The organism is Burkholderia sp. BCC1977 (genome assembly GCF_905339595.1).
Taxonomy (GTDB): Bacteria; Pseudomonadota; Gammaproteobacteria; order Burkholderiales; family Burkholderiaceae; genus Burkholderia.
Genome location: NZ_CAJPGQ010000035.1, coordinates 26,335 through 49,561, shown reverse-complemented (window position 1 = coordinate 49,561; position 23,227 = coordinate 26,335). Strand labels below are relative to the sequence as shown.

Here is a 23,227-nt window from a genome sequence, read left to right as displayed (position 1 = left end):
CGAAGGGCGTCGGCCGTGCGGCCCCCTTCGCTTCGCGTTGCGCGTCGTTCACCAGCTGAACCCCTTCGCATTGCCGCGATCGACGACCTTCACGTCGACCGGAATCGCCTTCGGCACCGTCGCACCCCACTTGCGCGCGATCGCGATGCCGAGCGCGATGCGCACCTGGTCGGCAGGAAACTGCGCGGTCGTCTCGATGAACTTCGAGTTCGGCTTCTGGATCGCCGCGATCGCCTCCGGCGCGCCGTCGACGCTGGTCAGCCTGATGTCCTTGCCCGATCCCTCGATCGCGGCGAGTGCACCCATCGCCCCGCCGTCGTTCACGCTGAAGATGCCCTTCAGGTTCGGATGCGCCGAGATCATGTTCTCCGTCACCGACAATGCCGTCGCGCGTTCCTGCTTGCCGTTCTGCGTGTCGACCAGCTTCACGTTCGGGAATTTCGCGAGCCCGGCCTTGCAGCCGCGCACGCGCTCGAGAATCGGCACGACCGGAATGCCGTCGAGGATCGCCACTTCGCCGCTGCCGCCGATCGCCTTCGCGAGGTATTCGCACGACATCACGCCCGCGTCGTAATTCTTCGAGCCGACGAACGAATCGACCGGGCCGTTCGCGTTCGCGTCGACGGCCACGACCACCGCGCCGGCCTTCTTCGCCTGCGTGATCGCGGACTGGATGCCGGTCGAATCGGTCGGGTTCACCAGCAGGATGTCGATCTTCTTCTGCAGCATGTCCTCGACGTCGCTCACCTGCTTGCTGACGTCGTGATGCGCGTCGGTGACGACGACCTGCGCGCCGATCGACGCGGCCGCGTCGTTCAGCGCCTTCTGCATCGTCACGAAGTACGGGTTGTTCAGCTCCTGGAAGGTCATGCCGATCCGCAGCGGCGCGGCATGCGCGGCCATCGGGAACAGGGCTGCGACCGCGGCCGTGGCAACGGCCGCGAGGCGGGCGGCATAGCGGGCGGCGCGGCGGCCGGATGAAGCGGGCGACAAGACGGGCGATGCGTGGGTCATGACGGTGTCTCCGGTGATGTGCGGTTTTTTCGTGGGTAAGCGAGCCCCTCGCGACGGGAACGGCACGATCGGCTGGGTGAAACGGCAAGGAAAAGTCAGGCGGGCGAACGCCCCTCGATCATCCCGGCTGCGGCACGAGCGCGGGCGCGCCGGGCGTGACCACGCGCGGCGGCATCGGGTTGCCGGTGGGCGCCGCGTGCAGCGCGAGTTCGCGGCTGCGTGCATTCAGACGCTGCAGCGCGCGGAATTCGGACGGCGCCATTCCCTTCACCGCGCGGAACTGGCGGTTGAAGTTCGACACGTTGTTGAAGCCGGCCTGGAAGCAGATGTCGGTGATGTTCGCATCGTCGGCGAGCAGCATCTGGCATGCGGATTCGATGCGCAGCCGGTTCACGTACTGGACGAACGGCAACCCGGTATGACGGTGGAACGCGCGCGAGAATGCGCTGACGCTCTGCCCGGTCAGTTGCGCGAGATCGGATTCGCGCAGCTCGGATGCGAGGTTCTTGCCGATGTACGACAGCGCGTGGCTGAGCCGCGTCGGCGTCACGTGCGCCTGGTCGTACGCGGGGCTCGCGAGCAGCGTGCGTTCGGTCGCGCCGCACAACCGCTCGAGGATCGTCATGAACAGCGCGATGCGGCGCATCCCGCGCGCGGTCAGCAGTTCGTCGAACAACGGCGCGATCGCGGCGCTCGTGTCGTCGTCGAAGCCGACGCCGCGCCGCGCGTCGTCGAGCAGCGCCTGCGCATCGCGGCATTCGGGGAACGCGTCCATGCAGCGGCGCACGAACGACGGATCGAACTGGATCACCAGGTTGCGGCGCTCGACGGTTTCGCCTTCGGCCATGTCGCTGACCCAGTTGTGCGGCAGGTTCGGGCCGAGCAGCACGAGATGGCCGGGGCCGAACGAGCCGATATGGTCGCCGACGAAATACTTGCCGCGCGTCGCGACGATCAGGTGCAGCTCGAATTCGGGATGGAAATGCCAGCGGATCGTGCGGTACGGATAGCCGTGCGACCAGACCTTGAACGACTCGTCGCGTCGCACGTCGACCACTTCCAGATCGGGATGCATCATCCTGGCGTCTCCATTCCCATGTCTCGCTGGCCGGGCCGTTCGGCGGTTGGCCTCGTGCGCCGCGTGAGTCGTGCGGCAACGCGACCGGTCGCATGGAAAGCAATGTAGGTCGATCGCGCGCGCGGCTCCACCAACTTTACGCCTGATTTTCGATACTTTTTTGCGGTTTGCGGGTGGAAATGGCCGCTGACCGCAAAATTGTGCAGTGCGGAACCCGGTCGGTCGAACGACGGCGGGAAATACGCGCCCGCAGGCGTTCGGCCGCCGGGCGCACCCCGCCATGCGGGTCGACGGCGGCCGCTGCCGCGGTTATGCCGCCGCGCCTTCCCGCGCGACACGCACCTCGTACGTCTTCAGGTGGTTGTATGCGATCCGCAGCAGCGACAGCGCATCCGCCGCCTGCGGGTCGCGGCGCGCAAGCAGATCGCCGATCACGTGATCGGCTTCGACGCGCGCGCGGTTCTCGACGTCGCGCAGCATCGACGCGGTCAGCGGCGACGGCGTCAGCACCATCCGCTGCATCCGCTCGACCGCGGCGGGATCGGGCCGGTAACCGTTGTGCGCGGCGATGGCGCTACATTCGTCGAGCATCGTCTCGAGCAGGCGGCGGCCGTCCGGCGCGGCAAGAATGTCGCCGATCGAACCGCGAAACAGCGACGTGCTCGCCGCGAGCGTCGCGAGGAACACCCACTTGTCCCACATCCGCGCGGCGATGTCGTCGCTGAGCGTCGCATCGAAGCCCGCGCCGCCGAGCACGTCGGCCACCGCTCGCACGCGCGCCGATTCGCCGCCGTCGAGTTCGCCGAACGACAGCCCGTGCGTATCGTTCAGGTGCACGATCCGCTGCTCGCGATCGAGCGTCGCCGCGATCACGCACAGGCCGCCCAGCACCTGCGCGGCGCCGAACCGGTCGCGCAGCACGTCGAGATGGCGCATCCCGTTGAGCATCGGCAGGATCAGCGTCGACGGCCCGACGAACGGCGCGAACGACGCAATCGCATCGTCGAGGCTGTAGGCCTTGCAGCTCAGCAGCACGAGGTCGAACGGCGCGGCCGTATCGCTCGCGCGCACCGTCGGCACGTTCGCCAGCGTCAGGTCGCCGCGCGGGCTGCGGATCAGGAGCCCGTCGCGCGCGAGCGCGGCCGCGCGGCCGTCGCGCACCAGGAACGTCACGTCGCGCCCCGCCGCCGCGAGCCGGCCGCCGAAGTATCCGCCGACCGCGCCGGCTCCCACCACCAGAATTCGCATCGTTGCCTCCTTTCAGGTTCGTTCGACGCCGCCGCCCCGCGCCCGACCGTCCGGGCACGACGCGCAGCCGCCATCGCCCGACAGTATAGCGACGCCGAATATGTATATGCATAGACGCCCGCATCGCGCTCGATGGTATCGAGCCGCTGCCGCTTCCAAGGGATTTCCCGACTACGGCAAGGTTCGTTGCGAGCCGTCAAAGAGTTATCCCGTCACGCCGTCCCGGCGCGCTTGTTCGACCGACCTCACTACCCATGCGCACCCTTTCCCTGAACCAGAAACTCGCCTCGATGATCGTCATCCTGTGGCTCGGCCTGCTCGTGATCGCCGGCATCGGCGCGTGGCAGACCCGCGCGTCGATGATCACGGACCGCCGCGACCAGCTTGCATCGCTGGTCGCGCAGGCGACGAGCGTCGCCGACCACTACTACAAGCTGTCGCAACAGAACGCCTTGCCGGAAGCCGATGCGAAGCAGAAGGCGCTCGAGGCGATCGCCGCGATGCGCTACGGCACCGACGGCTACATCTCGATCAACGATTCGAAGCCGGCGATCGTGATGCATCCGATCAAGACCGAGCTCAACGGCAAGGACGTGTCGAATTTCGCGGATCCGAACGGCAAGCACCTGTTCGTCGAGATCGTGAAGGCCGGCAACGTGGAAGGCGGCAAGGGTTTCGTCGAGTATCTGTGGCCGAAGCCGGGCGCGGACAAGCCGCAGGACAAGACCAGCGCGGTGCAGCGCTTCGCGCCGTGGGACTGGTATCTCGTGACGGGCGTGTACATGGACGACGTGCGTTCGGCCGTGCTCGCGAGCGTCGGCCGCTGGCTCGCGATGACGGCCGTGCTCGGCGCGATCGCGACCGCCGTGATGGTGCTCGTGCTGAAAAGCGTACGCGCGAACCTCGGCGGCGAGCTCGAAGTGGCGCTCGACGCCGCGCAGCGCATCGCACAGGGCGACCTGACCGCACGCGTGAACGTGAAGCACGACGACCGCGGCAGCCTGCTGCATGCGTTGCATACGATGCAGAGCGGGCTGATCGACATGGTGTCGCGCGTGCGGATGGGCACGGAGAACATCAACGTCGGCGCGAGCGAGATCGCGTCGGGCAACACCGACCTGTCGCAGCGCACCGAGGAACAGGCCGCCGCGCTCGTGCAGACCGCGTCGAGCATGGACCAGATGACCGCGAACGTGAAGCAGAACGCGGACAGCGCCGCCCAGGCCGCCACGCTTGCGGGCCAGGCCGCACAGGTCGCGACGCGCGGCAGCCAGGTGGTCGACGACGTCGTGCGCACGATGAACGAGATCACCGGCCGCTCGCACAAGATCGGCGACATCATCGGCGTGATCGACGGGATTGCGTTCCAGACCAACATCCTCGCGCTGAACGCGGCCGTCGAGGCGGCGCGCGCGGGCGAACAGGGCCGCGGCTTCGCGGTGGTCGCGGCCGAGGTGCGCTCGCTCGCGCAACGCTCGGCGACGGCCGCGAAGGAGATCAAGTCGCTGATCGTGTCGTCGAACGAAACCGTCGAGCACGGCGCGACGCTCGTCACGCACGCGGGCGAGACGATGGCCGAGATCGTGCAGTCGGTGCGGCGCGTGAACGAGATCCTCGACGAGATCAGCCATGCGTCGCGCGAGCAGAGCGCGGGGATCGAGCAGGTCAACCGTGCGGTGGGCGAGATGGACCAGGTCACGCAGCAGAACGCGGCGCTCGTCGAGGAAGCCGCGGCCGCCGCGCATTCGCTGCGCGACCAGGCCGAAGCGCTGCGCGACGCGGTCACGCGGTTCGCGTTGCCGGCGTGACGTCGCGTCATCCGTCGGAATCCCGCCGGATTCCGACGGGTTCCGATGGATTCCGCCTGACGGGCCGGCAACGCGCGCTGCCGGCCCCTGCCCGACCCACGCTCCTCCCACGTCTCTTCCGCACCTACCCCGCGCCACCCGGCCGGCTCACGGCCCGGGTACCACCGAACCCCAGCCCGGCCGCCCGCTGGACCAGCTCGATGTCGTTGGTCACGCCGAGTTTCTTCATCGCGCTGATCTTCTGCGCGCTGACCGTCTGCTTGCCCTTGTTCAACCGCTGCGCGATCGTCTTGATCGGCACGCCGGCCAGATAGAGGCGGATCACCTCGATCTCGCGCGTCGACAGTTTCACCGGCGGCTGGTCGTGTTCGGCGAGCGCATCGAGCGCGCGCCGGACGAGCGGCGACAGATAGCGCCCGCCGCTGTAGCTCGAATGGATCGCGGTGACGATGTGGCCGACTTCGTCGAACTTGCTGACGAGGCTCGCGCCGCCTTGCGCGAGGATCGAGCGGAAGATCACCGGATTCTCGTTCCCGACCAGCGCGACGATCCCGACGTTCGGGCGGGTGCGGTGCAGCCAGTCGAGCAGCGCGAGACCGTCCATCTGCACGTCGCCGCGGATCGCATAGTCGACCAGCACGATGTCGCAGTCGAGGCTGCCGAGCGCCTCGACCAGTTCGCCCGGAGTCCGGGAAACGCCGACGAGATCGATCGCGCACGCGTCGCCGGCAATGTGCTCCATGCCGGCGAGCGTCAGCGGCCAGTCGTACGCGAAAACAGTGCGAATACTGAATTTCCCCATGCGCAGTTCCAGAAGGTTCGCCGGGCCGCGCGACGCGGAATGCGTGCGCGGCCGGATCGGCGTTGATTCGACAGTCGGGATATTTTTATCCCGATCGCTATTCTAGGAAGCGGCGCCCGGCCGGGATATCGGACGGCGTATAGATTGGCCTGCGGAAACGTAATACGAGTTTGATATTTGCGCCGGTCCGACCGTTCGGCGGCAGCCGGGGTCGGCCGGACGGCCGACGTTGCGGGTGGCGCGGACCGCGCGGACGGCCCGCGGGGTAAAATTGCGGCCTTTGCATGCCACACCGGGCGACCGACCAGGGGCAGCGCGCCGTTCCCGGCCGCGCGCCCCGCCCGTTCGCCGGCGGCCCGTACTCCGCGCTTCCTCCATGACCGAATCCGATCTGCAATCCGACGACACCACCATCCACGAAGACGGCCTCTGGCGCGACAACGGCTGGACGGCCCGCATCATCAAGAACGAAGACGACGACGGCTGGGCCGTCGAGATGATCAAGGACGGCGAAGCCGAGCCCGCGCTCGTCGGCCCGTGGACGATGGGTCGCGACAAGAAGAACCCGAAGCCGATGGACGCGAACGCGTTCCGCACGCTGGTGAAGACCGCGACCGAGGTGCTGATGCGTCACGAGCAGCAGCGCCGCGCGATGCTGCACAAGGAAGTGACGGTGCAGGACGGCGACGGACAGGAGGTGTCGGTCACGCTCGACATCGTGCCGGACGAGTTCGAGCCGTATGCGCAGTTGAAGGCGTTCGACCCGTACGGCGAACTGCTGGCCGACGCGAAGGTGTCCGCCGGATTCAAGCTCAACAAGGCCAGCGCCGCACGCTGGGTCGAATCGGGCTTCGAACGGCCGGCCTGACGCCACGGGCCGGTGGCCGCGCGACGCCGGCCGCATGCCGCGCGAGCGCAACCGGCGTCAGCCGTGCAGGCCGTGGGCGGTCATCAGGCGGTACAGCGTCGCGCGCGAGATACCGAGTTCCGCCGCGACGTCGACATGCTGGTGCCGATGCCGCAACAGCGTTTCCTCGATCGTGCGGCGCTCGGCCCACTGGCGCGATTCCGCGAGCGTCGGCGGCCGGCGCGACGTGTACTGGTTCAGTTCGAGGTCGACGGCCGAAATCAGCGGGCCGTTCGTCATCACGATCGCGAAGCGGATCCGGTTGATCAGCTCGCGCACGTTGCCGGGCCACGCGTAGTTGTGGATTGCCGCGATCGCGCACGGCATGAAGCCGCGAATCCGGTGCGAGCTCTCGCTGCGATAGCGCCGCAACACGTGGTCGGCGAGCAGCATGATGTCGCGGCCGCGCGCGCGCAGCGGCGGCTCGTCGATGCGCAACACGCACAGCCGGTAGTACAGGTCCGGGCGGAACCGTCCCGCCTGCATCGCGGACTCGAGATCGACGTGAGTCGCGGCCACGATCCGCACATCCACCGGAATCGACGCGTGCCCGCCGAGCCGCTCGATCCTGCCCTCCTGCAGGAACCGCAGCAGGCTCGCCTGGCTCTCGAACGGCATGTCGCCGATTTCGTCGAGAAACAGCGTGCCGCCGTGCGCGGCCTCGATGCGGCCGATCTTGCGCTGATGCGCGCCGGTGAACGCGCCGCGTTCATGACCGAACAGCTCGGCCTGCAGCAACGTCGACGGAATCGCCGCGCAATTCACGGCGACGAACGGCGCGTCGGCGCGCGACGAATGCTGGTGGATTGCCGACGCGGTCAACTCCTTGCCGGTGCCTGATTCGCCGGCGATGAACACGGTGGCTTCGGTGTTCGCGACCTTGCGGATCGTCGCGAACAGGCGGCGCATCGCATCGCACGCGCCGATCATCGTGCCGCCCGGTGGCGCGGCATCGACGGCCGGATCGCTTTCCGCCAGTTTCAGCATCCCGTACGCATGGCCGACGAGATAACCGATCGTCGTGTAGGCCGTCGCATTGCGCACGTAGTCGAAACAGCACTGGCGGATCAGGCGCGCGACGGTGGCGTCGCGCAGCCGCTCGCGGTCGGCGAGCGCGACCCAGCCGATCCGCGGATCGCGCAGCAGCGCCTCGAACGCAGCGGCGTCAGGCGACGCGAAGTCGCCGAAATCGACGATGCCCGCATGCAGGCGGTTCGACTTCACGAGTTTGAGTGCGTCCGCAACGGATTTCGCACGCCACACATTCCAGCCGCGCGACGCGAGACAGTCGACGAGCCCCGCGTCGGGATGCTGCGACAGATACACGAGCGGGCGCGCCAGCACGGTAGGGTGACGCCGGACCGCGACGAACGGCGGCGGGCATGCGGCCCGTTCGCCCTCCTGCGGGCCTGACAGTCTGATCGGGCAGCAATGGTTCACGATGGCCTCGCCGCATGGGGTTGTCTGGCCGAGCGGGCGGCGCGAGACGGTGCGCGGCGGGCCTCCCTGCCCGCGCACGGCGCTGCCGGCCTGTCCGCTCGGGAACGTTTCGTCATCGGCAGAACACGACACGCTGCGTGTAGATCTGCGGTTCGACGACGGGCCGCGCGACCTGGTTGAGGTCCTCGCGATAGGTACGGTAGGTCTTGCCGTTCACCGTCACTTCCGTCGCGGGCGCCGTCTCGATCGTGTTCAGCCCTTTGCGCTGCCAGTCGCTGACCCGCGCCGACGCGGACAGACTCGACTCGCCGGCGATCTTCTGCGTGATCGCGCTGCTGTCGCTCCACGGCTGCGTCTGCATGTCCTCCGCGTGCTGCATCGCGCCGACCGTCTTGCCGGTCGCGGTCGGCCCGTTGCGCGCTTCGAACGGCGCGCCGCGACCGTACCCCGGCGATTGCCACGACGGTGCGTGTCCTGCCTCCGGCACCATGTAAATCGTCTGTGGATCGCCGACCATCATCATCGGCACGCATGCCGTGTTGTCCGGGCGGCCGAGCGTCGTCAGCGCCTGCTCGACGCTCGCGGCATTCGCGAGGGTCTGCTCGCCCAGGATGACAAAGACCGCAGGGTTCTGAAAAACCGACTGCGCAGCGGCTTGTGTGCCGACCAGCAGCAGAGCGCCCCAAAAGATCCTCATGATTGCGGCCTCCTTGTACCCTCGTCAGGCAAAAAGAGGTGTTGACCTCGGGGAGGGGACCAACACCCTTCCAGCTTGCGCCGTGCGTCGCGCAGCGAATTCCGGCGGCTCCCGTGCAACCGGCAATCCGGTCGCGCGGACGCCCTGCCCGCGGGCTTACGACGACGTGCTCGTCGAGATGACGGCCGGAGCCGGCGTCACCGGCGCGGCCGGAGCGGCCTGCTGGTCAACCGCCGCCGGCATGTCGGCGGACGGTGCGGGCGCGGCAGCGGATTCGACCGTATCCGTCGCCTTCGCATCGACGGCCGGCGTGTCGGCGGCGGCCGCTGCGGCGGGCTGTGCGGCCTCCGGTGCGGGCGCTTCGGCTGCTGCCAGCGGTGCCGGCTCGGCAGCCTTCGCCTCGACCGCGGGCGCTGACGTTGCAGCGTCGACGGCCGGTGCTGCCGCGGCTTGCGCCGCGGTGTCGGTTGCAGCCGGTGCGGGTTCCGGGGCCTTGTCGGCGACCGCAGGCACGGGTTCCGGTGCCTTCGTGTCGACTGCCGGTGCCACCGGGGCTTGCGCTGCGGTGTCGGTTGCCGCGGGCGCGGGTTCCGGCGCCTTGTCGGCAACCGCCGGCGCGGGTTCCGGTACCTTCGTGTCGACCACCGGTGCCGCAGCGGCTTGCACCGCGGTGCCTGTTGCGGCCGGTGCGGATTCCGGCGCCTTGTCGGCAACCACCAGCGCGGGTTGTTCCAGCGCCTTGTCCGCGACGGCCGGCGCTGCAACGATGGCGGCAGCCGGCACCGCGCTCATCGAGGCCGGTGCAACGGCGGGCGCGGCACTCACCGCGGCCGGTGCGACAGCCGGCACCGCGCTCATCACTGCCGGTGCAACGGCAGGCGCAGCGCTCACCGCTGGTGCTGCCGCGGCAACCGATGCGGCGGCGGCGGGCACGACGGCAGCCGCTTGCGACGCCTTCACGGCGGCCGCCTGCGTCGCGGCAGGCACCGCACCGACGGCCGGCGCGGCGATCGACGGCACCGGCACCGGGATCGGCGGCGCCTGGACCGCGGTCGTCGCCACCGGGCGCGCCTGCACGGGCGCGGCGGCGTCGAGCGGCGGCAGGCCCATGCGGTTGCGTACGAGCGGATCGCGATACTTCACGTCGTCGGCCACGGTGGCTTCGGCCGCGGGTGCCACGTTCGAGCGCGCGAGCGGCGCGGTCGTGCCCGGGCACAGGTGCCCGGTCGCTTCCACTGCACGCCGGTTCGCATCGCTCTGGCAAAGCAGCGCGAGCGCGACGTCGGTCAGCCCCATCGCACGGAATTCACGCGCGTCGAGACGACGCACGCACGCCTGGTCGACCAGGGTCGTGCCGCCCGTCGCGCCGAAGCCCGGGAACGACACACCGACGCTCACCGATCCCATGCAGGTATCGGACAGCGTGGTCGTGAGACCTGGCGCCTGGATCGCCGGGTTCGTCTTGATCGTCTGGGTACCCGAATAGTTGACGTTTTCCGCCGACTGGGTGTTGTACGGACTGGAGCCGGGCGCGCCGGCCGCGAGCGCGCTCGCGCTCTGCGGCGTCACGTTCGAGCCGCCGCTCGTGGAAGACGGCATCGTCACGTTGACCTGCACGGTCGAGTTGCCGCTGCCGCGCACGCCGCTCGTGCTGGAACTGGTGGCGTTGCCGCCGCGCGAACTGGTGACGTTCGTGTTCATGCTCGAGCCGCCGCCCTGGCTGATGGCCGTCGACGACGTCGAGGACTGCGCGCTTGACGTCGAGTCGGCGGTTTGCGCCTGGGCACCCATCGTGGCCATCGCGAACATTGCCGCACACGCCACTCTGATCTTGTTGCTGTTCATTTCAATCTCCGGACGAGGTTTGACCTCCCACCCAGGCAACCGTATTAATTCCCCTGAATGCGTTCAGCTTTGCCCGCTTCCCCGAACTGCTTCCAGCCGCTACCCAGCTGGGACCACGAGCCGCCCGACATTCCCGGCCATGGCTGGGAGCCCGGCGCGCCAATGGCACTGCCCGACGAAAGCGCTTGTTGTGGTGACGGGTTGGTTGTAGGGTTTGACGTCTGCAAATTTGATTGCACGTCCTCGGCAGCACGGTCAGCGCCATATGCCGTCAGAGACGCGAGCATCAGAGCGGCGGCAATCAGTTTCTGCTTCATGCCAACTCCTTACGATGTCGACAAGGCGAGGCAAGAGACCAGCATCGCTGGGAAACTGGCCCCCCCAACACCCCATTAAGGACTGCTTGCAGTCGCGCCGGAACTGCCCAGGCTGCCGCCCGATGCGGATGGCGACCCGGCCGGGCCGGTGCCCCACACGGTGGACGAGTTGTAGTGATTCGAGCCGGCGATCGTGCCCGACCCGCCACTGCCCGTCATGCCGGCGGCACCCGCGTTGGCAATGCCGTTGTCGTTCGCACCCGTTGCCGTGTAGTGGTTCGCGCCCAGTACGATCGTGGCGGTCACCCCTCCCGACAGGGCATTCGCGTTCTCGCTCGTGTTGCCGGTTCCACCGAACGAGCCTGCGGCACCGATACCGCCGCCTGCCGCGAACGCGCCCCCGTTCGAGCCGGAACCGCTGGCCGTCGAAGTCGAGTTGTGATAGGCGGATGCCGTGCCGGCGGATCCAGCGGGTGTCACGGTACTTCCAGCGTTTGCGCCCGCTACCGAATTCGAATTGCTCGTATAGCTGCCGGTGCCGACCAGCACCGAACCGGACACGCCTGCCGCGACGGACTGCGTCTGGTTGAAGGTCGTCGGTCCTGCCGCCAGCACGGCTGACGACAAGGCGGAGAGCGCTGCCGCTAAAAAGACGTTGGCTTTCATGGCAATTCCTTGCTGTGAGGAAGTTCGGCTGTCCGGCGCCGGGCCCGTCTCGCGAGCGAAGCCCGGCATCCGCACTGCCAGCCAATGACGAACGCTATGCGCCGCGGCTTAGTAGTGGATCGTCCAGCCGGTCGCGCCGGCGTTCGCGCCGCTGGAGCCGCCGGCTTGTGCGCCGCCGAAACCGAATCCGCCCACCGTCGACGTGTTGGTGTGGGTCGTGTACGAGATCGAGCTGCTCGCACCGCCACCGGCCGTTGCACCGGCTGCGCCGAGTGCTGCGCCCGAATCGGTCGCGGTAAAGTGACCGAACCCGACAACCCCGGCCATGGTTTGGCCGCCGCTCGACGAATTGCTGGTCGAAACCGTGCCGCTCGCTGCGAACGCTGCACCCGAAACCGCCATCACTGCTGCTGCAATCAGAAGCTTCTTCATGGTCGACTCCAAAACGGCGTGGACGGAACAAGCGAGGGAAGCTGCACGCCTTCAACCTCCCTGCCTTGAGCAATCCTCAAAAATAAGGATCACTATCTAAATACCAAAAATCGAGTCATATCTAATCCGAGACCATGTAATTCCTGGTCATCAGAATTCAAGTTTCTTGTTTTTTAGTTTTCCGAAATTTCTATATGAATTCTCGACAATGATCATCGATTTTTTAATTATCGGAAAACAAGTCGTCTCACGCACCCGTAAACAGGCATCCGCCATCCGGGATCAGTTTTTTTCGAAATTCACTGTCGCGGCATGCCGGCACATGGCACCCGCTTCAGCGATCGAAACTGCGTGAATAGTGTGGTCCACCGCAAATGCAGCGCCGTCGAGAACGTATGCGTTATCGCGGCGATAACGAGCCTGCATTACAGTCAGGTGGCATCGCATCTCCCTGAGCTACGGATCAAAGATCTTCCGGGCAATCCGGCCGAAGGGCGTTCGAGCTAGTCCAGCCAGCACCGGCAAATGCCCGGCGCAATCGATACGACCCTGCACGGTCGAAGAAGAATCGACGCCAAGCTGTCCGGCACGAACAGCCTGGTCCATCCGGGGGAACTGAATGAGGGCGGGCACCGCTGTCGGCCGATTGCCGTGCGGCGCGACGGACCTTCCAGCGCGTGCACCGCGCGGAAGCCGCGAAACCGGCAACGAGGGATCCGCGAAGCTGGCACTGCGTCGCGAGTCATCCCCCAAGCTGTCCGACTACCCCACTGTTGCGCAAACCACGCGCGGATCACGCTGCTGCTCTTGGTCTTCATTGTCATTTCCCCGACTGCTTATTGACGAGCTGGCTGCCCCCCATCTTTGTTGCATCAGGTCGGCCGCTCGCCGGTGCGTCGAATATCGCAAACGGCATGCCATGCGTGATTCCACCAATGGTTGCGCAACGCATATCGTCCGCGACGCCCGGCCCTATCCCGGGAATCGCACTTTTTGTTTCAGGAATGTATCGCGATAACGGTCGGCAGCATGCGCCGATCATTGAATGCCGGGAAGCAATGCCGGAAAGACGGACGAATGCGGCCCACGGGGCCCCGTGCAAGGGGGTGTCGAACGGATGTTTCATACTTGAGAAGTGCACCGTCTCACATGCCGGCCGAGGTGCACTTCGGCCGCGGAAAACCGCCTGCCGCGGCCCGTTCGACAGCGTTCCCGTGCCCGAAAAATCGCGAATCGAAGCGCGCGGCATCCGGTTCGGCGGCGCCCGCGCGGCCGACCTCGCGACGGTTCCGGACGTGCGAACCAGCCGTCGCGACCCGCAATTGATTCATCCGTGAAAATACCGACAGGATCAAACGTCGTACGACAATGCGAGCGTGCGGAAAAAAGCGGTAAATGCGGCGTGGACCGTCACGGCTTTCACGCCGCATATCGGAAAAAACGACAGCACGTGCGCCATGAAGCCTTGAACACGCTTTATCGATTTTTACTGCCTTCCTTCAATTCGCCGACATTCAATACCGACAATCATCGTGCGCCAACCGACGGATGACGACACGCGCTACGCGCGAGAAACGTTTTCAAATCGATATCGGCCGCGAATCTCATCGCTGAAACATCGTCGTGCAACGCGCGATCCATGCAGAAAGTGCGCCGTGGCGCGACTTTTTTTGCGCGTTTCGGCCAGTCGGTTCGCATCCTGCCGGCATTCGCCGCATCGGTTCGCCCGACCCCGGGATGCATGCGTGAAACAGAAGTCCGTGCGCGGCGCGGCCGCGTAGTCCACTGCCCTGTCGCACCTGCGTGCGGCATCCATGGCACGCCGATTGCGTGCCATCCGGTTCCGGCGAGCCGCGCATCGCGCGACGAAGTCGATGCCGATGCAGTCGACCTGACCGGCCCCGCCGCTAGGTGCCGAGCAATTCCTTCTTGCGCAGATGCACGACGTCGCGCATCGGCGGCGCGCCGAACAGCCGGCTGTATTCGCGACTGAACTGCGACGCGCTTTCGTAGCCGACGGTCGCGGCCACCGACCCGACGTCCCCCCCCTGCCGCAACAGCAACCGCCGCGCCTCGTGCAGCCGCAGCTGCTTCTGGTATTGCAGCGGGCTCAGCGTGGTCACGTGCTTGAAGTGATGGTGCAGCGACGACACGCTCATGTTGACCGCCTGCGCGAGCGTGTCGACGCGCATCGGCTCCGCATAGTGATCGCGGATCCATTCGATCGCGCGTGCGATCCGATGCGTCTGGCTGCTCGCGACGGCCATGTGCCGCAGCCGCGTGCCCTGCCCGCTCGTCATCAGCCGGTACAGCAACTCCTTTTCGATCAGCGGCGCGATCACCGGAATATCGGCGGGCGTATCGAGCAGCCGCAACAGCCGCAGCGCGGCATCGAGCAGCGGCGGCGTCAACTCGGCGAGCTCGATGCCCTCGCCTTCCGGGCCCGCATCGGGCTCGGGCAGCCGCATCTCGGCCGCGAGTTCGACGATGCGCTGCAGATCGAGGGTGAGCGACAGGCACAGGTAAGGCGCGTCGGGCGACGCCTGCGTGACGCGCGAGAGAATCGGCAAGTCGATCGACGTAATCAGGCAATTCCGCGTGTCGTATTCGTAGGCCTGGCCGCCCACGATCACGCGCTTCGCGCCCTGCGCGGCGATCACGAGCGCGGCGCGCGACACGCCGCAGCCGAGATCGACCGGATGCCCGTGCCGGTGCAGCATCAGTGCCGGCACGGCCGTCGAGTGGGAGCCGTCCGTCGGCGCGAAACGGCCGATCAGCGACACCAGTTCGCGCCGCGCGGATTCGCGCGACGCCGCGATATCGGTCATGTCCATGACGGATGCCTCGCTTCATTTCCGTGAATCGCGGGAGCATAGCGAATCGCTCGCCGCCGCGCCTGGATTTGCAGGATTGTTCAATAAATTTGCAGGATTGGGTAGACGTAAAGATCGACCGGTCGCGCACACTGCCACCTGATCCGGCGCATGCCGGGTTTTCCCCACGGAGACAAAAAATGCCCACCACGTTTGTCCTGAACGGCAAGAGTGTCACGCTCGACGCCGATCCGTCGATGCCCGTCCTCTGGGCGATCCGCGAGCACGCGGGGCTGACCGGCACGAAATTCGGCTGCGGCATGGCGCAGTGCGGCGCGTGCACCGTCCATCTCGAAGGCCAGGCCGTGCGCTCGTGCGTGCTGCCGCTCGCCGGCATCGCGGACAAGCACATCACGACGATCGAAGGCCTGCAGAGCAAGCCCGCGCAGGCCGTGCAGGCCGCCTGGGTGAAGCTGCAGGTGCCGCAGTGCGGCTATTGCCAGTCCGGCCAGATCATGTCGGCCACCGCGCTGCTCGAACAGAACCCGAAGCCGACCGACGCGGACATCGACGCCGCGATGAACGGCAACATCTGCCGCTGTGCGACCTACGCCCGGATCCGGGCCGCGATCCACGACGCGGCCGCGACGCTGGGAGCCTGACCATGACGATCGAACTCGACAACCCCGGTTCGGTGCGACCGTCGCGCCGCACGTTCCTGAAGGCCGCGGGCGCCGCGGCCGCCGTCAGCCTGACGATCGGCTTCGAATGGGCCGGCCTCGGCCGCCGCGCGCTCGCCGCGACGGCGCCCGCCGCCGATTTCGCGCCGAACGCGTTCCTGCGCATCACGCCGGACGGCGCGGTCACCGTGATCGCCAAGCACGTCGAACTCGGCCAGGGTGCGTACACGGGCATCGCGACGATCGTCGCCGAGGAGCTCGACGCCGACTGGTCGAGCGTGCGCGTCGAAAGCGCGCCGGCCGATGCGAAGCGCTATGCGAACCTCGCGTTCGGCACGATGCAGGGCACGGGCGGCAGCTCGGCGATGGCGAACTCGTGGCAGCAATTGCGCGAAGCGGGCGGCAAGGCCCGCGCGATGCTCGTGTCGGCCGCGGCGGTGCGCTGGAAGGTGCCGGCCGGCGAGCTGACCACCGCCAACGGCGTCGTCACGCATGCGAAGAGCGGCAAGACGGCCGCCTACGGCACGCTCGTCGCCGACGCGGCGACACGGCCGGTGCCCGACAAGGTCACGCTGAAGCAACCGGCCGACTTCAAGCTGATCGGCCATCGCATTCCGCGCGTCGACGCGTCGGCCAAGTCGAACGGCACCGCGCATTTCACGCTCGACACCACCTTCCCCGGCATGCGCGTCGCGCTGCTGCAGCGCCCGCCGCGCTTCGGCGCAACGGTCAAGTCGTTCGACGCGACGGCCGCGAAGGCCGTGCCGGGCGTGGTGTCGGTCGTGCAGGTGCCGGGCGGCGTCGCGGTCGTCGCGAACGGCTTCTGGGCCGCGAAGCAGGGCCGCGACGCGCTGAAGGTCGAGTGGGACGAAACGAACGCCGAAAAGCGCGGCTCGGACGAGATCATGCGCGCGTACCGGCAGCTCGCCGCGAAGCCCGGCGCGCCGGCCCGCAAGGACGGCGATGCCGACGCGGCGATCGCGGGCGCAACGCGCAAGATCAGCGCGACGTACGAATTCCCGTATCTCGCGCACGCGCCGATGGAGCCGCTCGACGCGGTCGTCAAGCTGACGGCGAACAGTTGCGAGATCTGGGCCGGCGACCAGTTCCAGACGGTTGACCAGGGCAACGCCGCCAGGGTCGCGGGCCTGAAGCCCGAGCAGGTGCAGATCCACACGCTGTACGCGGGCGGCAGCTTCGGCCGGCGCGCGAACGCGTGGTCGGACTACGTGGTCGAGGCCGTGTCGATCGCGAAGGCGCTCGGCGCGGACGGCCAGCCGGTCAAGCTGCAGTGGACGCGCGAGGACGACATCCAGGGCGGCTTCTATCGCCCGATGTACTTCCACAAGCTCGACGCGGGGCTGACCGCGGACGGCAAACTGGTCGGCTGGCGCCACCGGATCGTCGGCCAGTCGATCCTCGCCGGCACGCCGTTCGAGCCGTTCATGGTGAAGAACGGGATCGACGCGACGTCGGTCGAGGGTGCGGCGAACCTGCCGTACGCAGTGCCGAACGTGTCGGTCGAACTCACCACCGCCAAGGTCGGCGTGCCGGTGCTGTGGTGGCGCGTGGTCGGCAGTTCGCACACGGCCTATGCGGTCGAGGCGTTCGTCGACGAAGCCGCGCACGCGGCGGGCAAGGATCCGTACCTGTTCCGCCGCGACCTGCTCGCGAAGGAGCCGCGGATGCGCGCGGTGCTCGAACTGGCCGCGCAGAAGGCCGGCTGGGATCCGGCGAAGCCGCTGCCGAAGGGTCGCGGGCGCGGGATCGCGGTGGCCGAGGCCTTCAAGAGCTATGTCGCGCAGGTGGCCGAGGTGTCGGTCGACGCCGACGGCAAGGTGAAGGTCGAGCGCGTGGTGTGCGCGGTCGACTGCGGGATCGCGATCAACCCCGACATCGTCGCCGCGCAGATGGAAGGCGGCATCGGGTTCGGGCTCGGCGCGGCGCTGCACAGCGCGATCACGCTGAAGGACGGCCGCGTCGAGCAGCGCAACTTCGACGGCTATCACGTGCTGCGGATGGCGGAGATGCCGAAGGTCGAGGTGCATATCGTGCCGTCGGCCGAGGCACCGACCGGCGTCGGCGAGCCGGGCGTCGCGCCGGTCGGGCCGGCGGTCGCCAACGCGATCTTCGCGGCGACCGGAAAGCGGCATTACGTGCTGCCGTTCGACTCGGGCGACACCGCGAAGGCTTGACAAGCGCAAGGGCGAAACGCCAGGCCGGCCGCGTGACGGGGACGTTGCGCGGCCGGTATCGTGTACTGCGCTTGCCACCCGCGGCCCGCGACGCGATGGCCCTGGATCGCTCAGTCCTGTTCGACTTCCGGCCAAAGCCTCGGGAAAAGAAATCGAAGTGCCGCAAGCGGCAACCCGAAGGAAAGCTCACCGCGGTGCGAAGGAGAAGTCAGAAGCCCGAAATCGAGCAGCGATCGAACGATGCGGCGCGCCAACACGTCGCTCACTCCAAGCATCTGCGTGAATTCCGCGCGCGTTACGGCGCGACGCAGTGCCACGAACTCCATGGCCAATGCTGCGGTTTCCGCCTTGATGACCGATTTTTCCGAACGGATGCTCCATGGATTGAATTCCAGGTACCGCAGCAGATCCAGCATGCGCCCCGTCACCCCGTCGAATTCCGTCATACGGACCATGAATCCGACCTGATCCTCGCAACAGTCCAGAAAGAACCGCGCGAACCTGACGAGCCCCTCCTGAGACAGGTTGCCCCGGCCGTCCAGATCGTTGCGTCGAGTCTGATCAGCTTCGCTTAGCCTCGCGTAATACTGCTCATGCTCGCGCGCCAACCCGCGAAGCGGCGACCACAGCCCGTGAGTGAGATCGGCGGCCCGTAGCCCCAGATGCGAATGCAGACGCGCCACCCGGCCGTTACCATCCATAAACGGGTGTACCCACGCCAGACGATGATGCGAGCAAGCGATCCCGATCACTTGATATTCCTTCGCGCGAATACGGGCGTAACGTGCCGCCCAGGCCCGAAGCAACGGCTCGATCATCTCCGGCTCCGGGGCCAGATGGCGTCCGACTGTCACATCCGACCGCCGAAACTCGCCCGGAACAATGACTTGTCCGTCTTCGGCGAGTCGTTCATCCACAGGCAAACAGGAAAAGAACCGTTCGTGGATGGCTGAAATCCGCGCGGACTCAAACAGCGCGGCAACCGGAAGGGTGGCCCATTCTTCCTCGAGCACCGCTTCCGCTGCGATGTGCGCGACCGCAAAGCGCTGCTTCTTGCGCTCGACGATGTCGGACGAGTAATCCCGATGAAGCGCGGCCTCGATCTTGGCAGGGGTCGTATGCTGACCTTCGATCTTGTTCGTGTAATACGAATTCATCGCGCGCAACTGGGGAACAAGCGCTCGCGCCAATGGCGTATCCCGCACTGCGAGCAATCGCCGCGATGAATCGACGAGTTGCCCGGCCTGATCAAGCAGCGGATCGAGGACCCGGTCCTCGGGAAACAGCGGTTCGAAGGTAGCAACGGTCGTCATGCTTCGCCGTAAGGTTCCATGTTGGGTTCAATGTAGGGTTTGATGTCGCCAATTATAGCTGCTTATATCCATGATTTATATGGTCTTTCCTCCAAATCGAGTCGGGTCTTATGTAGGGTTTCATGTAGAGTTTATTTTTGCTCTAACTTGCGCCACGCAACGCAGCGGCGGCGGCCTAGTCATCGGCTCATCGCCACGTAACGCCGCCCGTAACGTCCGTAACGTTCCCGCCCGATGCTACGTAACAATCCTTCAATGTTGCTCCGACCCTTCCGAAGCCCGCCGCGCGTCCCGCGTTAAAAATTCTTTTAGATTCAAGGCTGGCGCGCCGCCCGCCCCGCCCCCACCGCCCGTCGATTCCTGACAGCCCATCCTGGCCCGGAAGTTGCGGTACATGACCCGCAAACACTCCTTTACGGACATGCGAGGGCCAACATGGATTGCAAATACCTGTACATCGACAACATAAAAATCAACTTCGTGCGCCGCACGATCGAAATCGACAATACCGTCGTCGACGTCACGCCGCGTGAATTCGATGTGGTCGAATTCCTGCTCGACAACATGAACAAGATCGTGCCGCGGCAAGCGATCCAGGAAGCGGTCTGGGGCCGCGAGCTCGGCGTGTCGTCGCGCACGCTCGACACCCATATCTCGCGCATCCGTTCGAAGCTGCAGCTCGATCACGACAAGAACCTGCGGATCATCCCGATCTATGCGGTCGGCTACCGGCTGGTGCTGTTCGGCGCGGCCATGACGCACGTCGAGCGCCACGACGCGGCGCCCATCCTGCGCGCCGCGCCGCAGCAGGCGCTGGCCGCCGACTACGCGTAACGCGTAGCGGCTCACCGCGCGACGCGCCGGCAAGTTCCCCCGACGCGCCGCGCCTGACGTGCAGCGTCTCGCGGCACGGCACGCCTGCCCCGCCGCGATACGTCCGACGCCTTCGGGCGGCGGTCACCTTTGCGGCAGTCGCAGGCAGGCGCGCGCGCCGTCGATCGCGGCCACGTCGCCGCACCGCCACGCTGCCACGCCCCACGCCACCGCATCGCCACACCCCCACACCGTCACACCATCGCGCTTCCACGCCGCCCCCACCCCGCAACGGGCTTCGTAGCTGGCCATCGCCCGCGCGGCCCCGCGCTGGACGCGACTACGGATTCCGGCGCGGCACGCGGCCGGCGCCGTCCCTACAATCGACGCAGCAGCCGCGCGCCCCCCGCGCCGCCGGTCACAACCACCCGTCGAACCAACGCCGAATCCGCCCCGATCCCGCCGTGCCTGCGCTGTCCCTGACGAATGCCGACGCCGGCGACGCCGCGAACCGGGCCCCGCCCGCCGCCGCCACCCCGGCCGCCGCCGCGCCCGCCATCCCGCCCCCGCCGGCCGCGGTCGCGCTCGACGCGTCGCCCTGGCTGCCGCGCCTGTCCGCCGCCGCCGCGCGCGGACTGTCGCATGCGTACGGCGCGACGGCCGCGGTGCCGGTCACGCTCGGCGAGCACGCGTACGTGGTGCGCTGGCGTGTCGATGCCGAACCGGCCGCCGACGCGCACGCGTACCGCTTCGTCATCGGCCCGGCCGCCGGCACGCTGTGGATCGATCCGGTCGCGGAAACCGCATGGCTCGGCGACGCGGCCGACCCGGCCGTGCCGGCCGTGATCCGCGCGGCGCTGCTCGCCGACCTCGCCGCACCGCTCGCGGCCGTGCTGCAGGCCGCGACGCGGCAGCGCGTGGAACTGCTGCCACCGCCGGCGAGCGTGCCCACGTGGCGCACCGCGCCGGCCGCGCTGCGCTTCGAGCTGGGTCGCGCCGACGGCACATGGCGCTGCCACGGCGCGCTGCTGTTCGATGCGCCGGACGCGCTCGCGGTGTTCTTCGCGACGCCGCCGGCCGCGCGGCCCGACACGCGCGCCGCGTATGCGAGCTTGCCGGTGCCGCTCGTGTTCGAGATCGGCCGGACCGAGCTGACGATGGCCGAGCTGGCCGACGTCGTCGCCGGCGACATCATCGCGATCGAGCGCTGGCGCGCGCACGAGCAGAACCTGCTGTGCGTCGCGCGAGTGCCGGCCGCACCGGCATGGGAGATCACCGGACGGCCGTCGGGCAACCGGCTGACCGTCGAACGAATCAGGGAGATGCCTTTGGAACCGACCCGCACCGACATTCCGCCCGCGACCGCGCACGATGCGTCGCCGGACGATGCGCCGCGCTCGCTCGACGGCCTCGCGGTCGACCTGCGTTTCGAATTGCCGCCCGCGTCGATCCCGCTCGGCGAGCTCGGCGCGCTGCAGCCCGGCGCGGTGATCGAACTGCAGCAAGGCATCAACCAGAGCGTGATCCATCTCGTCGCGAACGGAATGCTGATCGGCACCGGTCACCTGATCGCGGTCGGCCAGAAGCTCGGCGTGCGCGTCGTCACGCTGACGCAGCCCGCGCCGCGCGAGCGCTGAACGATGGGCAGCCTGCCGAATCCGGTCGCGCTGATCGCGGTGATCGCCGCGCTCGGCATCGCGCCGTTCGCGGCGCTGATGGTGACGAGCTATACGAAGCTCGTGGTCGTGCTCGGCCTGCTGCGCTCCGCGCTCGGGATCCAGCAGGTGCCGCCGAACCTCGTGCTGAACGGCATCGCGCTGATCCTGTCGCTATTCATCATGGCCCCGGTCGGGATGTCGATCCGCGACGCGCTGCAGGCGCGCCACTTCGACGCGTCGGGGCAGCTGTCGACCGCCGACATCGGCGCGCTCGCCGATGCCGCGCTGCCGCCGGTCAAGGATTTCCTGGTGTCGCATACGCGGCAGCGCGACCGCGAATTCTTCGTACGCACGGCGACGTCGGTCTGGCCGAAGAACCGCGCGGACGGCATCAAGGACGACGACCTGCTCGTGCTGGTGCCGAGCTTCACGCTCGCCGAGCTGACCAAGGCGTTCCAGATCGGTTTCGTGATCTATATCGTGTTCATCGTGGTCGACCTGCTGGTCGCGAACATCCTGCTCGCGCTCGGGATGCAGATGATCTCGCCGACGACGATCTCCGTGCCGTTCAAGCTGCTGCTGTTCGTCGCGCTCGACGGCTGGTCGCTGCTCGTGCACGGGCTCGTGCTGTCGTATCGCGTGGCGGGGGCGGGATGAGCGCGCACGGCCTGCGCGGCGGCGTCGCGCGCCTGTGCGCGCTGATCGCACTGGTGCTCGCCTGCGCGGGCATGCAGCCGCTCGACGCGCACGCGGCAGGCAGCGCCGCAGGCTTCGCGCAGCTCGCGCACGCATGCGCGCCGAACGTCGATCCCGACACGCTCGCCGCACTGGTGCGCACCGAATCCGGTTTCAATCCGTATGCGATCGGCGTGGTCGGCGGCCACCTGACGCGCCAGCCCGCGTCGCTCGACGAAGCGCGCGCGACCGCGGGCGCGCTCGCCGCGCGCGGCTTCAGCTACAGCGTCGGCCTCGCTCAGGTGAACGAACGAAACTTCGCGAAATACGGCCTCGACGACACGACGATGTTCGAACCGTGCCGCAACCTGCGCGCGGGCGGCGCGATCCTGACCGAATGCTTCGCGCGCTCGTCGAACACCGGCCGCCCCGCGCAGGCCGCGTTGCGCGCGGCGCTGTCGTGCTACTACAGCGGCAACTTCACGACCGGGTTCTCGAGCGGCTATGTGAGCCGCGTCGTCGCGAGCGCGCAGCGCAATGCGCGCGAAGGCGGCGTCGAGCCGATTCCGGTGGTAAGCGATACGCCGCCGCCCGCGCGACAACGGCGCATGGACGCGGCCGCGACCACGCCGCCGGAACACGCGCGCAGGCTCGCGTCGCCCGCGGCCTCCGCCGACGCGCCGTCGTGCCATGCGCGCCCGGTCGTGATGATGTGCCGCGGATTGTCGGCGAGCCAGGCGAAGCGGTTGTGCGTGCGATGTCTCGATCAGTGAGCGGCGGCACGACGCCGGGATGACGTGCACGACATGGAGGGCATGACACCGCT

Annotated in this window: 20 protein-coding genes; 8 read left to right on the top strand and 12 right to left on the bottom strand. The window is 67.6% G+C overall.

The genetic code is table 11. From position 1 onward, the window contains the following. Window positions 1-48: 48 nt before the first annotated feature. The 3 genes from U5771_RS25215 to panE form a co-directional block, all read right to left on the bottom strand. Complete coding sequence (locus U5771_RS25215; protein WP_322026479.1) at window positions 49-1,014, bottom strand: substrate-binding domain-containing protein; 966 nt, start codon at window positions 1,012-1,014, stop codon at window positions 49-51. Between the two features lie 118 nt (window positions 1,015-1,132). Beyond that, window positions 1,133-2,092 (bottom strand): AraC family transcriptional regulator, encoded by a 960-nt coding sequence (locus tag U5771_RS25210; protein ID WP_322026478.1) that lies wholly within the window; start codon window positions 2,090-2,092, stop codon window positions 1,133-1,135. Window positions 2,093-2,401: 309 nt separating this feature from the next. Beyond that, on the bottom strand, window positions 2,402-3,340 hold the full coding sequence (gene panE / locus U5771_RS25205; RefSeq protein WP_322026477.1) for a 2-dehydropantoate 2-reductase: 939 nt from the start codon (window positions 3,338-3,340) through the stop codon (window positions 2,402-2,404). 254 nt (window positions 3,341-3,594) lie between these two features. Between panE and U5771_RS25200 the strand changes: the two genes are divergently transcribed. Then, the gene (locus tag U5771_RS25200) at window positions 3,595-5,148 is read left to right on the top strand and encodes a methyl-accepting chemotaxis protein (RefSeq protein ID WP_322026476.1); all 1,554 of its coding nucleotides are present in this window, start codon (window positions 3,595-3,597) and stop codon (window positions 5,146-5,148) included. Window positions 5,149-5,272: 124 nt separating this feature from the next. Here U5771_RS25200 and U5771_RS25195 read toward each other — a convergent pair whose 3' ends face one another. Continuing rightward, entirely contained in the window at window positions 5,273-5,950 is a 678-nt protein-coding gene (locus U5771_RS25195; protein WP_322026475.1) for a response regulator transcription factor, read from the bottom strand. Between the two features lie 376 nt (window positions 5,951-6,326). Here U5771_RS25195 and U5771_RS25190 point away from each other — a divergent pair, with 376 nt between their 5' ends. After that, complete coding sequence (locus tag U5771_RS25190) at window positions 6,327-6,818, top strand: hypothetical protein (RefSeq protein WP_322026474.1); 492 nt, start codon at window positions 6,327-6,329, stop codon at window positions 6,816-6,818. Between the two features lie 57 nt (window positions 6,819-6,875). Here the strand turns inward: U5771_RS25190 and U5771_RS25185 are convergent, their stop codons facing one another. The 7 genes from U5771_RS25185 to U5771_RS25155 form a co-directional block, all read right to left on the bottom strand. Then, a complete protein-coding gene (locus U5771_RS25185; protein ID WP_322026473.1) occupies window positions 6,876-8,297 on the bottom strand; it encodes a sigma-54 dependent transcriptional regulator in 1,422 nt (473 codons plus the stop codon). A gap of 112 nt (window positions 8,298-8,409) precedes the next feature. After that, window positions 8,410-8,994, bottom strand: coding sequence for a hypothetical protein (locus tag U5771_RS25180; protein ID WP_322026472.1), 585 nt, complete (start codon window positions 8,992-8,994; stop codon window positions 8,410-8,412). Window positions 8,995-9,150: 156 nt separating this feature from the next. Next, the gene (locus U5771_RS25175; RefSeq protein WP_322026471.1) at window positions 9,151-10,839 is read right to left on the bottom strand and encodes a chemotaxis protein CheA; all 1,689 of its coding nucleotides are present in this window, start codon (window positions 10,837-10,839) and stop codon (window positions 9,151-9,153) included. 44 nt (window positions 10,840-10,883) lie between these two features. Then, complete coding sequence (locus tag U5771_RS25170; RefSeq protein WP_322026470.1) at window positions 10,884-11,156, bottom strand: hypothetical protein; 273 nt, start codon at window positions 11,154-11,156, stop codon at window positions 10,884-10,886. A gap of 75 nt (window positions 11,157-11,231) precedes the next feature. After that, window positions 11,232-11,822 (bottom strand): hypothetical protein, encoded by a 591-nt coding sequence (locus tag U5771_RS25165; protein ID WP_322026469.1) that lies wholly within the window; start codon window positions 11,820-11,822, stop codon window positions 11,232-11,234. A gap of 108 nt (window positions 11,823-11,930) precedes the next feature. Continuing rightward, window positions 11,931-12,254 carry a hypothetical protein gene (locus U5771_RS25160; RefSeq protein ID WP_322026468.1) on the bottom strand — a complete coding sequence of 108 codons (324 nt, stop codon included), beginning with the start codon at window positions 12,252-12,254 and terminating at the stop codon, window positions 11,931-11,933. Window positions 12,255-14,161: 1,907 nt separating this feature from the next. Further along, window positions 14,162-15,088, bottom strand: a complete 927-nt coding sequence (locus U5771_RS25155; protein ID WP_322026467.1) for an AraC family transcriptional regulator — start codon at window positions 15,086-15,088, stop codon at window positions 14,162-14,164. Window positions 15,089-15,267: 179 nt separating this feature from the next. Between U5771_RS25155 and U5771_RS25150 the strand changes: the two genes are divergently transcribed. Together U5771_RS25150 and U5771_RS25145 are read left to right on the top strand one after the other, a co-directional pair. Next, complete coding sequence (locus U5771_RS25150; protein ID WP_322026466.1) at window positions 15,268-15,729, top strand: (2Fe-2S)-binding protein; 462 nt, start codon at window positions 15,268-15,270, stop codon at window positions 15,727-15,729. A 2-nt stretch (window positions 15,730-15,731) separates the two neighbouring features. Then, window positions 15,732-17,942 carry a xanthine dehydrogenase family protein molybdopterin-binding subunit gene (locus U5771_RS25145; protein ID WP_322026465.1) on the top strand — a complete coding sequence of 737 codons (2,211 nt, stop codon included), beginning with the start codon at window positions 15,732-15,734 and terminating at the stop codon, window positions 17,940-17,942. A 110-nt stretch (window positions 17,943-18,052) separates the two neighbouring features. On the opposite strand, the gene U5771_RS25140 is transcribed toward U5771_RS25145, so the two are convergent. Then, complete coding sequence (locus U5771_RS25140) at window positions 18,053-19,255, bottom strand: Fic family protein (protein WP_322026464.1); 1,203 nt, start codon at window positions 19,253-19,255, stop codon at window positions 18,053-18,055. Window positions 19,256-19,690: 435 nt separating this feature from the next. Between U5771_RS25140 and U5771_RS25135 the strand changes: the two genes are divergently transcribed. The 4 genes from U5771_RS25135 (at window position 19,691) to U5771_RS25120 (ending at window position 23,174) form a co-directional block, all read left to right on the top strand. Then, window positions 19,691-20,089: a winged helix-turn-helix domain-containing protein gene (locus U5771_RS25135; RefSeq protein WP_322026463.1), complete on the top strand. Its 399-nt coding sequence runs from the start codon at window positions 19,691-19,693 to the stop codon at window positions 20,087-20,089. A gap of 443 nt (window positions 20,090-20,532) precedes the next feature. Next, window positions 20,533-21,705: a type III secretion system cytoplasmic ring protein SctQ gene (gene sctQ, locus U5771_RS25130; RefSeq protein WP_322026462.1), complete on the top strand. Its 1,173-nt coding sequence runs from the start codon at window positions 20,533-20,535 to the stop codon at window positions 21,703-21,705. A 3-nt stretch (window positions 21,706-21,708) separates the two neighbouring features. Then, complete coding sequence (sctR, locus tag U5771_RS25125) at window positions 21,709-22,383, top strand: type III secretion system export apparatus subunit SctR (RefSeq protein WP_044847619.1); 675 nt, start codon at window positions 21,709-21,711, stop codon at window positions 22,381-22,383. Next, window positions 22,380-23,174: a lytic transglycosylase domain-containing protein gene (locus tag U5771_RS25120; RefSeq protein WP_322026461.1), complete on the top strand. Its 795-nt coding sequence runs from the start codon at window positions 22,380-22,382 to the stop codon at window positions 23,172-23,174. The genes sctR and U5771_RS25120 overlap by 4 nt, the downstream gene beginning before the upstream one ends. Window positions 23,175-23,227: the final 53 nt, after the last annotated feature.